Raw genomic sequence first — 12,348 nt, 5'->3', positions numbered from 1 at the left:
TCAGGCGTTACTGGCTTGGGTTGTCCAGTACCTTTTCTTCGTTGGCCAGGGCTTCGATGCCCGGCGCGGTCTCACTCAGCCAGTTGTTCAGCGCGGCCAGATCCTGGGGGCTCAGGGTGCCGGCGGCCTGTTTCAGCTGCAGGGTGTTGATCACGTAGTCGTAGCGGGCGTTGGCGAAATCCCGAAGCGCGACGTAGTAGGCCCGCTCGGCGTCCAGCACTTCTACGATGTTGCGGGTGCCTACCTCGTAGCCGGCCCGGGTGGCGTCGAGAGCGCTGCGGCGTGACACGATGGTCTGCTCCAGGGCCGACGCGGTCTCGATGTTGTTGTTGACGGTCAGGAACAGGCTGCGGGTGGAGACGCGCACGTCACGACGCACCGTCTGCAGTGACTGTTCGGCCACGGTCACCAACGAGCGCTGCTGACGCACGCTGGCCTGGGTGCCGCCACCGGTGTAGAGCGGCACGTTCAGGGTCAGGCCAATCACCCCCTGGGTGGTGGTGCCATCCCGCTGCATCTGGAACGACGACGGGTCTTCCAGGCCATCGGTCTTGGTCTTGCCGTAGGACGCATTCAGATCCAGGGTCGGGTAGTGACCGGCCTTGGAGGCGCGCAGGTTGGCCTCGCTGACGTTCAGGTCGTAAATTGCTGATTGAATGGACCAGTTCTGGTCCAGCGCGGTCATCTCCCAGGCGGCCGGGTCCATCGGGTCCGGACGGTTGAGCGGGAAGTTCTGGCGCAGGTTCTCCAGGTCCTCGGCAAACTCGCCGGTCAGGCGCGCCAGCTGTTCGCGGGCAACGTTCAGCTGGTTTTCCGCGACGATGCGCTGGCTGCGGGTATCGTCGTAGCTGGCGCGGGCCTCGTAGACTTCGGTGATGGCAATCAGGCCCACATCGAAACGCTCCTGGGCCTGCTCATACTGGCGCTGGATCGCGGTCTCGGCCGCCATGGTGGTGGTGACCGTGTCCTGCGCCCGCAGCACGTTGAAGTAGGCGGTAGCAACGTCGAGGATCAGCTGTTGTTGGGCCAGGTTGTACTGGGCCCGGGCAGAGTCGGTCTGGAACTGGCTGGCGTCGTAGCGGAACCAGGCGTCGGCCTGGAACAGTGGCTGGGTCAGTTGCACGCCGTAGGCGTATTCCCGGTAGCTGTTGTCCTGGTTGGGGCCGTCCACGTCCACGTAGTTGGCCTCGCCGAAGGCGCCAAGCTGGGGCAGGAGTTCGCTTCGGGTGACGTCACTGCCGGCCTGCTGGGCTTCAAAGCTGGCCTGGGCGGCGGCGATGCCGGAATCGTAGGACAGCGCTTTCTCGTAGGTCTCCACCAGATCCATGGCGAGGGCGGGCTGCACCGCCAAGAGGCCAACAAGTCCGGAAAGCAATCGTTTCTTCATTATGTCTCCTGAATGCCTGTGCAGGTGTGCGTCCTTCGTGGACACGCTGGCCTGGCAACTGTATCTCACTGATTGTGCTGCGATGGGCCGTCGGTAGAGCTTTGGACCGCCATTATGGACAATAATCAGTCGCAGCTCTACACTTGCAAACGGCACTCATTCCGGGTGTCACACAAAACAGATTCGCGTCTTGACGGGGTGCTGGTCTGCCTGGGGTGAACCCGGGCAACTGGCTGAGATTGCATCGCAGAACCCGCGACCTGATCCGGATAATACCGGCGTAGGGATTGAGACCGTTGTGCTGACTGGAACCTGGGGTTTCCCTGGCTGGGGAAAACCGTTTCAGCCTCCGTCATACGCGACCCGATGGCCAACCCAAAACGGGAGCGAATGATGACAGAGCTACCTTCTTACCTCAGTGAATCCGCCAAGGTCGACACCGCCGCGGTCAAACCACTGCCCAATTCCCGCAAAGTGTACGTGACCGGCAGCCGCCCCGATCTGCGCGTGCCCATGCGGGAAATCACCCTGGGCGACACTCCCACGGACATGGGCGGCGAGCAGAACCCGGCGGTGGTGGTGTATGACACGTCCGGTCCGTACACGGATCCGGACGCACAGATCGACCTGCGCAAGGGCCTGGCGCCGATTCGGGCTGACTGGATCGCCGAACGGGGCGATGTCGAGACCCTGCCCGGCTACAGCTCGGAGTACACCCGTCGGCGTTTGAAGGACCCGCAGCTGGATCCGCTCCGGTTTCTGGAGGCGCGCAAACCCCTGCGGGCCAAGCCGGGCGCCAACGTCAGTCAGATGCACTACGCCCGGCAGGGGCTGGTGACTCCGGAAATGGAGTTCATCGCCATCCGCGAGAACCAGAAGCTGCAGGAAGCTCGGGCCCAGGGCCTGCTCGACCAGCAGCACCCGGGGCAGTCATTCGGGGCCAATCTGCCGGCGGCGATCACCCCCGAGTTTGTCCGGGACGAGGTCGCCCGGGGCCGGGCCATCATTCCGGCCAACATCAACCACCCGGAAATCGAGCCGATGATCATTGGCCGCAACTTCCTGGTGAAGATCAACGGCAACATCGGCAATTCCGCCGTGAGCTCTTCCATCGAGGAAGAGGTCGAGAAATTGACCTGGGCCACGCGCTGGGGCGCGGACACCATCATGGACCTGTCCACCGGCAAGAACATCCATGAAACCCGCGAGTGGATCATCCGCAACTCGCCGGTGCCGATCGGCACCGTCCCCATCTACCAGGCCCTGGAAAAAGTTGGCGGGGTTGCCGAGGACCTGACCTGGGAAATCTTCCGGGATACCCTGATCGAGCAGGCCGAGCAGGGCGTGGACTACTTCACCATTCACGCCGGCGTCCGGTTGCACCACGTGCCCCTGACCGCCAACCGGGTCACCGGCATCGTGTCCCGGGGCGGCTCGATCATGGCCAAGTGGTGCCTGGCCCACCACAAGGAAAGCTTCCTGTACGAGCACTTCGAGGACATCTGCCAGATCATGAAGGCCTACGACGTGTCCTTCAGTCTCGGGGATGGCCTGCGCCCAGGCTCGATTGCCGACGCCAACGACGCCGCGCAGTTCGGCGAACTGGAAACCCTGGGTGAGCTGACCAAGATTGCCTGGAAGCACGATGTCCAGTGCATGATCGAGGGGCCGGGCCACGTGCCCATGCACCTGGTCAAGGAGAACATGGACAAGCAGCTGGCGTGCTGCGACGAGGCGCCCTTTTACACCCTGGGGCCACTGATCACCGACATTGCCCCGGGCTACGACCACATCACCTCCGGCATTGGCGCCGCGATGATTGGCTGGTACGGCTGCGCCATGCTTTGCTACGTCACACCGAAGGAGCATCTGGGGCTGCCCAACAAGGACGACGTCAAGACCGGCATCATCACCTACAAGATCGCCGCCCACGCCGCCGACCTGGCCAAGGGGCATCCTGGGGCCCAGGTGCGTGACAACGCGCTGTCCAAGGCCCGGTTCGAGTTCCGCTGGGAAGACCAGTTCAATCTGGGCCTGGATCCGGACACCGCCCGCGCCTTCCACGACGAAACCCTGCCGAAGGAGTCGGCCAAGGTGGCGCACTTCTGCTCCATGTGTGGCCCCAAGTTCTGCTCCATGAAAATTTCCCAGGAGGTTCGGGACTACGCCGCCGAGCATGGCATCGACGAAGTGTCGGCCATCGACGCGGGGATGCAGGAGAAGTCCCGGGAGTTCGTGGACGCGGGCAGCAAGCTCTACGATCGGGTCTAGTCGGGTCCCTATCGCCCCGGTCGGCTCCTTGGCCGGGGCGGTCGGTGGCGCTTGCATTCGGCAGCGGCCAACGGCTATGGTTCAAAATTCCTTGTCCGAACAGGTTAAGAAATGACCGAACCTTTTCAGTTCAACGCGAGCGATGTGCGGATCGAAAAGCGGGAAACCGTCTTCCAGGGCTTCTTTCGCATGGACAAGCTGTGGTTGACCCATCCGCGTTTTGACGGCCGTGACATGCCCGTATTCACCCGGGAACTGTTTATCCGCGGCGACGCCACCTGCGTGCTGCCGTACGATCCGATTCGCGATGAGGTGGTCCTGTTGGAGCAGTTCCGCCTGGGCGCCCTGCACCGAAGCCAGACACCCTGGCTGCTGGAACTGGTGGCGGGCATGAACGAGGAGGGCGAGACACCCGAGCAGGTGGCACAGCGGGAAGGGCAGGAAGAAGCCGGGCTGACCTTTGCCCGTCTGGACCGGATCTGTGACTACCTGGTGTCGCCCGGCGGCACCACCGAGATGATCCATCTCTACTGCGGCCTGGTCAGCACCGAAGCCGCGGGCGGGCTGTTTGGCATCGAACACGAACACGAGGACATCCGGGCCCACGTGGTCAGCGCCACGGAGGCCATCGCCATGATCCGTGATGGCCGGATCAACAACGCAGCGGCTATCATTGCACTACAGTGGCTGGAATTGAATCGCGCGCGACTGCGCGAAGAGGCGACGCAATGACCGAATGGAGTATGAAACCGAAACCCTACGTGCCGGACCTGCGCCGGCTGGGTGCTTTGTGTGACGGTAATTACCAGCGGTTGCGGCGGCTGCGTCAGCTTGAGGTGGGCGGCACACCGGTGTGCGAATTCGAACTGCACCGGGAAAACCTGTACCTCGGCCGGGTCCGGATCAAGGTGCTGCAGACCGCCAAGTTCACCGAAACACTGCTGCTGGAGCAGGTTCACAACTCTGGCCGCTGGCTCAACAACCCGCAGATGACGGTGCGTGTGTATCACGACGCCGCCATGGCGGAAGTGATCAGCTGCTACCGGGATCGCCAGATCGCTCCGGTCAACGATTACCCCAATCGTTTCATGCACCACCCGGACGAGAAGGTCCAGGTCAACGGGTTTCTCGCGGATTGGCTGGACTACTGCCTGCGCTTTGGCCACCTGCCCATGGAACATGCGGCCTGGTCGGCCGGCGAGGGCGTCGACTGAAGCCCCGTCGGGACGCGGGCAAAAACGCCCAGGGCTGCCATGGCGGTGTGTCGCAGTTGTCAAATCAGGCAAGAGTTTGCCAGCGCCTGGTCAGAATGTGACAGCGGTTGCATTCGGGGGCGAATAAACCGAAAGCTGTCGTCGTACACTGGTGCGACGTTTACGTGATGTTCACTGATTCGACCAAGAGCGTATGACCACAAAGGACGAGCCCCGGCCACTCCGGGTACTGCAACTGACCGATCCCCATCTGATGGCCAAGGCCGATGGCGACCTCCTGGGCGTGAACACACGGGACAGCCTGCAGGCCGTCATTGAGCAGGTTCTGGAGCAGCATGGTCGGCCGGATCTGATCCTGGCGACCGGCGACATTGCCCAGGACGGCTCGGTGGAGGCCTACCAGGTGTTCGGCGAGAGTCTGAAGGTGTTTGACTGTCCCTCGGCCTGGATTGGTGGCAATCACGACCATGCCGAAACCCTCGCCCGGGTCGCCGGCGACTACAACGCCAATCAACGCCACCTGGTGCGCGACGGCTGGCAGTTTGTGCTGCTGGACTCGTCGGTGCCCGGCAAGGTGTTCGGTGCTCTGGCGGACGCCGAGTTGGCGTTTCTGGCGGATGCCCTGGCGGCAAACCCGGAGTTGCCTGCTATGGTCTGCCTGCACCACCACCCGGTGGATATCGGCTCGGACTGGATGGCGCAGATCGGCCTGACCAACCGGGACGCGTTCTGGCAGGTGATCGATCGGTTCCCCCAGGTCAAGCTGGTGCTCTGGGGCCATATCCACCAGGAGTTCGAACAGACCCGTCGCCACGTGCAGCTCCTGGCCTCGCCGTCCACCTGCATTCAGTTCACCTCCGGCTCCAGTGATTTCGCCGTGGAGGAGCGACCACCCGGCTACCGCTGGTTTGAGTTCCATGACTCCGGCGAGTTCCGCTCGGAAGTCGGTCGGGCCACGGCATTCCAGTTTCAGCTTGACCGCAACAGCACCGGTTACTGAGCGCCCCCCCTGATCGCCTTGGCAAAACCCTGTCGTCTTTGCTGGCCGTTGTTGGTCAGTAGTGCCTGGATGGAGAGCCACTGACGTACTCTCTATTAAGATGAATGACAGTGGTACTATTGCGGCCTTCGATGAGTTTTTGTCATGGAGGAGGCGGCATGATCGAACGTGCCCATCTGGAAATCCTGCGTGCGGTGGATCGGGCCGGGTCGCTGACGGCGGCCGCCGAGCGGCTGCACCTCACCCAGTCTGCGCTCAGCCATTCCATCCGGAAGCTGGAGCAGCTACTGGGCACCGATGTCTGGGTTCGGGAAGGGCGACAGCTCCGGCTGACCCAGGCCGGTGAGTATGTGCTGTCCCTGGCGAACCGATTGTTGCCGCAACTGGAACACGCAGAGATGCTGATCGGGCAATTTGCCAAAGGCCAGCGGGGCAACCTGCGCATCGGCATGGAATGTCACCCCTGCTACCAGTGGTTGCTGAAAGTGGTTGGGCCCTATCTGGAGCAGTGGCCGGGGGTTGATGTGGACGTGAAGCAGAAGTTTCAGTTTGGCGGCATTGGCGCCCTGTTCAGTCACGACATCGACATGCTGGTCACCCCCGATCCGCTGCATCGGCCGGGGCTGGTGTTTGAGCCCGTGTTCGATTACGAACAGGTGTTGGTGGTCGGCGCCGACCACCGGCTGGCGGGCAAGGCCTGGGCTGAGCCGGCAGACCTCGAGCAGGAAAGTCTGATTACCTATCCGGTGGAGATTGAGCGCCTGGATATCTACACCGGTTTTCTGTTGCCGGCCCACGCCAGCCCCGCCCGCCACAAGACCATCGAAACCACCGACATCATGTTGCAGATGGTGGCCGCCGGTCGTGGCGTGGCGGCCTTGCCCCGTTGGCTGGTTGAGGACTACCAGGCCCGGATCCCGATTCGGCCGGTGCAGCTGGGCGAGCGCGGCATCGCCAAACAGATCTTCCTTGGGCTGCGGGAGCGGGATCGGCAGGTGGACTACCTGAACTCGTTCATGACCATGGCACGCCAGGTTCGCTGGAATTAGTGTCTTCGGTTAAACTGCGCAAAAATTTGCTTCAGGACATCAGACTATGAGTAACATTCCCGCAGACCTGAAATACATCGAGACTCATCAATGGGTGCGCCTCGCCGACGATGGCACCGCCACCGTTGGTATTACCGACTTTGCCCAGGAGCAGCTGGGTGATGTGGTCTACATCGGGGTGCCGGATCTGGGCGCCACGGTGAACGGTGGTGAGGAAGCCGGTGTGGCGGAGTCGGTGAAGTCGGCGTCGGATGTATTCAGCCCGGTCACCGGTGAGGTGGTGGAAATCAATGAAAGCCTCGAAGACGAGCCGGAAAAGGTCAACGAGGACCCCTACGGTGACGGCTGGATGTTCAAGGTCAAGCTGGCGGATGCCGGCGAACTGGAGGGCCTGATGGACGCGACCGCCTACGCCGAACACGTGGCCGCTGAAGGGTGACCCGCAAGACCGTTTCCGTTGACCCTTCAAGTGGCTGGTGTGTTCGATGACGTTTCCGATTCTTTATCTGCGTAAGGGCGCCGAGCGTCGGCTTCGGTCTGGTCACCTCTGGGTGTACAGCAACGAGGTGGATATCCGCCGGTCGCCGCTGACCGACTTTGAGCCCGGTGTTCAGGCCGAGCTTCGCGCGGCCAACGACAAATCCCTGGGCACCCTGTTCGTCAATCCCCACGCCCTCATCTGTGGCCGACTGATCAGTCGGGATGGGCGTAATGGCATGACCCCGAAACGCCTGACCGAACGGCTGGAAGTGGCGCTGGCCATGCGGGAACGGCTGTTCGACCGGCCCTTCTACCGTTGGGTGTTTGGTGACAGCGACGGCCTGTCCGGGCTGGTGATTGACCGCTTCGACGATACCGTGGTGGTGCAGATCTCGACCGCCGGCATGGAGCTGATGAAGGACGCCATCGTTCGGGCGGTGCAGCGCCTGGTGCACCCGGCGGCGATCATCCTGAAAAACGACGGCAAGATGCGCAAGATCGAAGGGCTGGATACCTACGTGGAGCACGTCCACGGCCCCGAGGTTTCAACGCTCAGGGTTGAGGAGAACGGTGTCCGGTTCGAGGTGCCTCTGGAAGGCGGCCAGAAGACCGGTTGGTTCTACGACCACCGGGTGAATCGGCAACGGCTGCAGGCCTATGCGCCGGGCAAGCGCGTGCTGGATGTCTTCAGTTATGTCGGAGGCTGGGGCATTCAGGCCGCATGTGCCGGCGCCAGCTCGGTAACCTGCGTCGATAGCTCGGCGTCGGCCATCGACTCGGTGCACCATAACGCCCGCCTGAATGGTCTGGACAATGTCGAAACCCTGGAAGGGGATGCCTTTGAGGCCCTGAAAGCGCTGTGCGACGAGAAGGAAAAATTCGACATCGTGGTGCTGGACCCGCCGGCCCTGATTCCCCGCCGCCGGGACCAGAAGGCCGGTGAGCAGGCCTACGCCCGGCTGAACCAGTTGGGCCTGCGTCTGCTGGAGCGGGATGGCATCCTGGTGTCGGCGTCCTGCTCCATGCACCTGTCCCAGGACCGCCTGACCGACATCATCCGTGGCGGCGGGCGCAAGATTGACCGCTTTGTCCAGCTGCTGGAGCAGGGGCGCCAGGCCCCCGACCATCCGGTCATCCCCGGGATTCCGGAAACCGATTACATCAAGGCCTGCTTCGTTCGCGCCCTCACCAGCTTTTTCTGAGGGCGCGGCGCTCCGGGCGTCAGTCCCGCAGGGACATGACTGTCCAGCCCTGGTCCCGGGCCAGCGCTTCCAGGGTTGGGTCCGGATCCACGGCGACCGGGTGATCGACTTCCCGCAGCAGGGGCGCGTCGTTGTGGGAATCGCTGTAGAACCAGGCGCCCTCCAGCGTCCTGCCGTAAGCCTGCAGCCAGTCCTGAAGGCGCTTCACCTTGCCCTCCTGGAAACTGGGGGTGCCGGCCACCTCACCGGTGTAGCGTCCGTTCACCAGTTCCGGTTCGGTGGCAATCAGGTGCTCGATGCCCAGTTCCGCGGCAATGGGTTCGGTCACGAACCGGTTGGTGGCCGTGATGATCATCAGGGTGTGGCCCTGTTCCCGGTGCTGATCCAGGAGCGCGGCGGCCTTGGGAAGCATCATCGGGCGCACCTTGCGTTCCATGAACGTCGCGCGCCAGCTCAGCAGCTGGTCCATGTTGTGGTTGGCCAGCGGCTGCAGCGCAAAGCCGAGGTAGTTCAGTATGTCCAGCTCGCCGTTCAGATACTCCTCATAAAACCGGTCGTTCGCCCTCCGGTAGTCCTCGGCATCGACGATGCCTTCTTCCACCAGGAACTGGCCCCAGGCGTGGTCGCTGTCGCCTGCCAGTAGCGTGTTATCCAGATCAAAAATTGCGAGCGTCAAGCTGTTACCTCCGATGATCACATGGCCTGCCATTGGGAGCCCAGTCTACCACGACCTGAGGAATGCAGTGCCGTTTGCCGAACCCTTGGGTTTCTGCAAGAATGAGAGCAACTTGGACAATTCTGACCGGTCAATTTTTGTACCCGGTCGACCGACTTTTGAGAGGACTGTGCCGTGATAGATTCAGACGGTTTCAGACCCAACGTCGGAATCATTCTGGCCAACCACAGAGGAGAGGTTCTCTGGGCAAGGCGAATTGGGCAGGACTCCTGGCAGTTTCCCCAGGGTGGTATCAAGCACGACGAATCACCGGAAGAGGCACTGTATCGGGAGCTGGGAGAAGAAATCGGTCTGGGCGCCAGCGATGTGGAGATCATCAGTTGCACCCGAGGCTGGCTCAGGTACCGACTTCCCAGGAGGATGGTACGCCATAACTCGCACCCCGTTTGTGTGGGCCAAAAACAGAAATGGTTCCTACTGAGGATGTTATCGCCGGACGCGCAGGTGTGCGTGGACGGAACGGAATCGCCGGAGTTCGACGGCTGGCAGTGGGTGAGTTACTGGTACCCGCTCGGCCAGGTGGTCTCCTTCAAGCGCGAAGTGTATCGACGCGCGTTGAGGGAGCTGGCGCCAAGACTGTTCTACAACATGGAGCAGTGGCACCGTAGCGAACAGAACCGGCGGTTGAAGGAACACCAGAAATGACGGATTGACCCCGCCATGCTGAGCATACTGCGAAGTCTTGTACAAGAGGTGAACGGCGCCCGCGATTTGCAGGAGGCGCTGGACGTCATTGTTTCGCGTGTGCAGAAAGCCATGGGGACCGAAGTGTGCTCGGTCTACCTGCTGGACCCGGCCACCAACCGCTACATTCTGATGGCCACCGAAGGTCTCTATCGCAAGGCCGTCGGTAAAGTCAGTCTTGGTTACTCCGAAGGCCTGGTTGGCCTGGTGGGCTCCCGCGAGGAGCCCATCAACCTCGAAGACGCGCCCGCCCACCCCCGTTATCGCTACTTCCCGGAGACCGGGGAAGAGCGCTTCCGTTCGTTCCTGGGGGTGCCCATCATTCACCATCGCCGGGTTCTGGGGGTGTTGGTGGTCCAGCAGCGGGAAAGCTCCCGCTGTTTCGATGAGGGTGAGGAAGCCTTCCTGGTCACGGTGTCGGCTCAGCTGGCGGGCGTGATCGCCCACAGTGAAGCAACCGGCGCCATCAGTGGCCTGTCGCTCACCGGGGAAGAGGCCCGGGACGTCAGTTTCAACGGTGTGCCCGGCGCGCCAGGTGTCGCCATCGGCGACGGCGTGGTGGTGTATCCCGCTGCCGATCTGGATGTGGTGCCGGAGAAACCGGCCGAGGACATCGAGCAGGAACTGGAAATGTTCCGCGCCGCGGTCAAGGCGGTCCGGGAAGACATCGAGCGGGTCGCCAACCGGCTGGCCTCGCAGCTGCGGCCCGAGGAACAGGCCCTGTTCGATGTCTATCTGCGCATGCTGGGTGACGAAGCCCTGCCCGGCGAGGTCGCCAACCAGATCCGCGAAGGCACCTGGGCCCAGGGCGCATTGAAGCAGGTGGTTCAGCAGTACGTACGCCATTTTGAAATGATGGACGACCATTACCTGCAGGAGCGTGCCGTCGATGTCCGAGACCTGGGCCGTCGGCTGCTGTCGCACCTGCAGGAGGGCGACCAGCGTCACCTGGAGTATCCGGCCCGGACCGTGCTGGTCAGCGAGGAGCTGACCCCGGCCATGCTTGGCGAAGTGCCCAAGGGGCAACTGGTGGGGCTGGTGTCGGTCAAGGGCTCCAGCAACTCCCACGTGGCCATCCTGGCCCGTGCCATGGGCGTGCCGACCGTGATGGGCCTGGTGGACATCCCGGTCAACCAGCTGGATGGCAAGGAATTGGTGGTCGACGGCTTCGAGGGCCAGATCTTTGCGTCGCCCTCGGACGACCTGCGGGCCTTCTATCAGGCCATCTGCGACGAAGAAGATGAACTGATTCGCGGCCTCGAGGCGCTCCGGGACCAGCCCTGCGAAACCACCGACGGGCACCGGGTGTCGATGCTGGTGAACACCGGCCTGATGACCGACGTGGTGCGTTCCCTGTCCCACGGCGCCGAGGGCATTGGTCTGTACCGCACCGAAGTGCCGTTCATGATCAAGGATCGCTTTCCGTCCGAGCAGGAGCAGCGCCAGTACTACCGGGAACAGCTCGAGGCCTTTGCCCCGAACCCGGTCACCATGCGCACCCTCGACGTTGGCGGCGATAAGTCCCTGACCTATTTCCCGATCCAGGAAGAAAACCCGTTCCTGGGCTGGCGCGGTATCCGGGTTACCCTCGACCATCCGGAGATCTTCCTGGTCCAGGTGCGGGCCATGCTCAAGGCCAGTGAAGGGCTGAACAACCTGCAGATCATGCTGCCCATGATCAGTAACATCTCCGAGGTGGAGGAGTCCCTGCACCTGATCTACCGGGTGTATCACGAGGTCCGGGAAGAGGGCTACGACATCCACATGCCCAAGGTCGGGGTGATGGTGGAGATACCGGCCGCGGTGTACCAGATCCGCGAGCTGGCCGACCGGGTCGACTTCCTGTCGGTGGGATCGAACGATCTGACCCAGTATCTGCTGGCGGTGGACCGCAACAACCCGCGGGTCGCCCAGTTGTACCATTCTTACCACCCGGCAGTGCTCCAGGCCCTGGTCCGGATTGCCCAGGACGCCCACGCCGTCGGCAAGCCGGTGGGGATCTGCGGTGAATTGGCCGGCGATCCGGGCGGCGCCCTGCTGCTGATGGCCATGGGCTTCGACTCCCTGTCCATGAACGCGGCCAGCCTGCCCAAGGTGAAGTCGGTCATTCGCAGCGTCAGCCGGGAATGGGCTATGCAGTTGCTGGAAGACGTGCTGCTGCTGGATTCGCCCCACGTCATCAAGAGCTGCGTCGATCTGGCCCTGCGCAACGCGGGTTTCGGTCGTTACCTGCGCCCAGGCAAATCCACCACCGTGGCCTTTGCAGAAAAGGCCTTGTCCTGAACTTTTAGCCCGTTTCGAACGAATATAGGGTGAGTACTCTAA

The 12,348-nt window shown here is 62.6% G+C and carries 11 protein-coding genes and 1 riboswitch; of the genes, 9 read left to right on the top strand and 2 right to left on the bottom strand.

The genetic code is table 11. The features are described 5' to 3' along the window. Positions 1-7: 7 nt before the first annotated feature. The gene (locus U5822_RS17855) at positions 8-1,387 is read right to left on the bottom strand and encodes a TolC family outer membrane protein (protein ID WP_322857034.1); all 1,380 of its coding nucleotides are present in this window, start codon (positions 1,385-1,387) and stop codon (positions 8-10) included. Between the two features lie 184 nt (positions 1,388-1,571). Beyond that, positions 1,572-1,691: riboswitch (TPP riboswitch) on the top strand. Between the two features lie 89 nt (positions 1,692-1,780). On the opposite strand from U5822_RS17855, the gene thiC reads away from it, so the two are divergent. The 7 genes from thiC to U5822_RS17820 all read left to right on the top strand — a co-directional run bounded on the left by thiC (position 1,781) and on the right by U5822_RS17820 (position 8,603). Then, complete coding sequence (thiC, locus tag U5822_RS17850; RefSeq protein WP_322857033.1) at positions 1,781-3,658, top strand: phosphomethylpyrimidine synthase ThiC; 1,878 nt, start codon at positions 1,781-1,783, stop codon at positions 3,656-3,658. Between the two features lie 111 nt (positions 3,659-3,769). Then, entirely contained in the window at positions 3,770-4,390 is a 621-nt protein-coding gene (locus U5822_RS17845) for an NUDIX domain-containing protein (RefSeq protein ID WP_322857032.1), read from the top strand. Beyond that, complete coding sequence (locus U5822_RS17840) at positions 4,387-4,872, top strand: DUF1249 domain-containing protein (RefSeq protein ID WP_322857031.1); 486 nt, start codon at positions 4,387-4,389, stop codon at positions 4,870-4,872. The genes U5822_RS17845 and U5822_RS17840 overlap by 4 nt, the downstream gene beginning before the upstream one ends. A gap of 193 nt (positions 4,873-5,065) precedes the next feature. Then, entirely contained in the window at positions 5,066-5,872 is an 807-nt protein-coding gene (gene cpdA, locus U5822_RS17835; protein ID WP_322857030.1) for a 3',5'-cyclic-AMP phosphodiesterase, read from the top strand. Positions 5,873-6,030: 158 nt separating this feature from the next. Continuing rightward, complete coding sequence (locus U5822_RS17830) at positions 6,031-6,921, top strand: LysR family transcriptional regulator (protein ID WP_322857029.1); 891 nt, start codon at positions 6,031-6,033, stop codon at positions 6,919-6,921. 46 nt (positions 6,922-6,967) lie between these two features. Further along, the gene (gcvH, locus tag U5822_RS17825; protein WP_322857028.1) at positions 6,968-7,360 is read left to right on the top strand and encodes a glycine cleavage system protein GcvH; all 393 of its coding nucleotides are present in this window, start codon (positions 6,968-6,970) and stop codon (positions 7,358-7,360) included. Between the two features lie 46 nt (positions 7,361-7,406). After that, the gene (locus U5822_RS17820; protein WP_322857027.1) at positions 7,407-8,603 is read left to right on the top strand and encodes a class I SAM-dependent rRNA methyltransferase; all 1,197 of its coding nucleotides are present in this window, start codon (positions 7,407-7,409) and stop codon (positions 8,601-8,603) included. A gap of 19 nt (positions 8,604-8,622) precedes the next feature. Here U5822_RS17820 and U5822_RS17815 read toward each other — a convergent pair whose 3' ends face one another. After that, complete coding sequence (locus U5822_RS17815) at positions 8,623-9,279, bottom strand: histidinol-phosphatase (protein ID WP_322857026.1); 657 nt, start codon at positions 9,277-9,279, stop codon at positions 8,623-8,625. A gap of 174 nt (positions 9,280-9,453) precedes the next feature. Here U5822_RS17815 and U5822_RS17810 point away from each other — a divergent pair, with 174 nt between their 5' ends. Together U5822_RS17810 and ptsP are read left to right on the top strand one after the other, a co-directional pair. Next, complete coding sequence (locus tag U5822_RS17810) at positions 9,454-9,984, top strand: RNA pyrophosphohydrolase (protein ID WP_322857025.1); 531 nt, start codon at positions 9,454-9,456, stop codon at positions 9,982-9,984. A 15-nt stretch (positions 9,985-9,999) separates the two neighbouring features. Next, on the top strand, positions 10,000-12,306 hold the full coding sequence (ptsP, locus tag U5822_RS17805; protein ID WP_322857024.1) for a phosphoenolpyruvate--protein phosphotransferase: 2,307 nt from the start codon (positions 10,000-10,002) through the stop codon (positions 12,304-12,306). The last annotated feature ends 42 nt before the right edge of the window (positions 12,307-12,348 follow it).

Source organism: Marinobacter qingdaonensis (assembly GCF_034555935.1).
Taxonomy (GTDB): Bacteria; Pseudomonadota; Gammaproteobacteria; order Pseudomonadales; family Oleiphilaceae; genus Marinobacter; species Marinobacter qingdaonensis.
This window is presented reverse-complemented; position numbering and strand designations above follow the sequence as displayed.